The sequence below is a fragment of the Deltaproteobacteria bacterium genome (genome assembly GCA_009930495.1).
Lineage (GTDB): Bacteria > Desulfobacterota > Desulfovibrionia > Desulfovibrionales > Desulfomicrobiaceae > Desulfomicrobium.
Genome location: RZYB01000304.1, coordinates 1 through 2,145 on the forward strand (window position 1 = coordinate 1; position 2,145 = coordinate 2,145).

At 65.6% G+C, this 2,145-nt stretch carries 2 protein-coding genes; both read right to left on the bottom strand.

From position 1 onward, the window contains the following. Nucleotides 1-556 (bottom strand): GNAT family N-acetyltransferase (locus tag EOL86_14065; GenBank protein ID NCD26699.1); only part of this gene is annotated, 556 nt, incomplete at its 3' end. 134 nt (nt 557-690) lie between these two features. Then, on the bottom strand, nt 691-2,145 hold a 1,455-nt coding region (locus tag EOL86_14070; GenBank protein ID NCD26700.1), incomplete at its 5' end, for a methyl-accepting chemotaxis protein.

Sequence of the window (2,145 nt, forward strand, 5' to 3'; positions counted from 1 at the left end):
TGTTCCGGCGCGCTTTGCGCACCTTGCCCTCGCCGTGGCCATGCCCATTGCCGTGCTTTTCCAGCAATGGCCGATAGCGTTCGGCCCGATTCAGGTTGAGGGACAGGACCACATGTTCGCGCTCGTTCGTGAAGCCTTTCTTGGTGAAAAATTTCAAGGCCGCCTTGTTGCTCGGGTCCGTGTCCGCGATGAGATAGCGCGCCCCGGACTCCACCATGCGCTCCACCAGTCGGTCGAACAGCTTGTGGGCCACTCCCGTGGAATGAAAATCCGGGTCCACGCCCAGCCAGACGATATACCCATACGTCCAGGACGCCTTGCTGATCAGGGTGCCGATGATGAATCCGGCCAGGGTGTCGTTGACCTCGGCCACCAAACTGAATTCGGGATCGGTGTTGTAGTGGCCGACCACTTCCCACTCGTCCCAGGTGCGGTACAAGAATGGGTAGAGGTCGCAAGTAAAAAGGCGCTCGCCCAGGTGATAGACCGGGGCCAGGTCGTCCAGCTCCATTTCACGGATGGTGATCTCGGGACGGGGAATGCGTTCTGCTGTCATGCGGGGTGGGGGTTGAAGGAAAGGATGCGTGCCGGCTAGCGCGCGACCGGTCCAGTGTCAACGACGCCGCGACCCGGAAACAAAACAGCCGGAGCCCCCGCGCGAGGGCTCCGGCTGGAACGGACGCCGCGCCCTCAGGCGCGCTTGAGTTCATCGACCAGCTTGCGCAGGTCCTGGGCCATGCGGGCCAGATCGGCCACGGCCTGGGCGGACTGGAGCATGGCCTCGGCGGTTTCCGTGGCCACCTGGTTGACGTCCTCGGTGGTGCGGTTGATCTCCTCGGTGACTGCGGACTGTTCCTCCGAGGCCGTGGCGATGGCCCGAACCTGATCGGCCGTGGATTCGGCCCGGCCCACGATCCGCACCAGGGCATCGCCGGCCTCCTCGGCCAGGTGCGTGCTCTTGCGCACCGACTCCTCGGTTTGCCCCATGCGCCCGATATTTTCCGTCGCGCGGGCCTGAATGCCGCCGATGGCCTCGCCAACCTCCTTGGTCGCGCTCATGGTTTTTTCGGCCAGCTTGCGCACTTCGTCCGCGACCACGGCGAACCCGCGCCCGGCGTCTCCGGCCCGGGCCGCCTCGATGGCCGCGTTGAGCGCCAGAAGATTGGTTTGGTCGGCGATATCGCTGATCATGTCCATGATGCGGCCGATACCCGTGGCCTGGTCGCCGAGCTTGCCCAAGCTCTCCTTCATGCGCGCGGCCAGGGCCTGGACGTCGTTGGTGGCGGCGATGACCGAGCGCACCACGCCCGCGCCCTGCTGGGCCTGCTCCCGGGTCTCTTCCGCGTTGGACGCGGCGTCCCCGGCATTGCGGGCCACTTCCAGGACCGACGCGTTCATCTCCTCCACGGCCGTGGAGGTCTCGGCCATGCGCTGGCGCTGGACCTCGGAACCCCGGCTGGACTGCTCGATCTGGGCGGCGAGCTGCTCCGAGGCCGAGGTGACCCGCTCGACAATGAGTTCGATCCGCGACGCGGCGTCCAGCATGCCCTCGCGCCGGGCTTCCTCGGCCTGGCGGCGGGCCGCCTCGGCCTCGCTCTTGGCTTCCTCTGCTTGCCGGCTCTTGTCCTCCGCTTCCATGGTTTTGGCTTGGGCTTGGGCGATCATGTCTTTCAGGTTGGCGACCATGGTCCGCAAGGCATTGGCCAGGACGCCGATCTCGCCCTGGGCCGAAACCGTCAACGTTTCCTCCAGGTTGCCGTCGGCGACCGCGGCTGCGAAGGCCGTGGCGCGGGATATGGGCCGGGACAGGGACAACGCGAACCAGCCCCCGACGCCGATCATGACCACCGCCAAGCCCAGGGACACGCCGACGGTAGCCGCGGTCACGCCCCGCTTGGTCGCGGCGATATGATCCAAGGACTTACCGATGAAATACATGCCCTTGATCGCTCCCGACACGTCCATGATGGGCCAGTAGGCGGTCTCGTACTCCTTCCCCAACACTGTGTTTTTCTCCAGGAAAACGCCGCCCTTGGCCAAAACCGCGTCCAGCACGGCCGGATTGTCCATCTTCGTGCCAACAGCGCGCTGTCCGTCCCGCATGAGGGTCGTGGTCAGGCGGGTATCGCGCTCGAAAATCGTCAC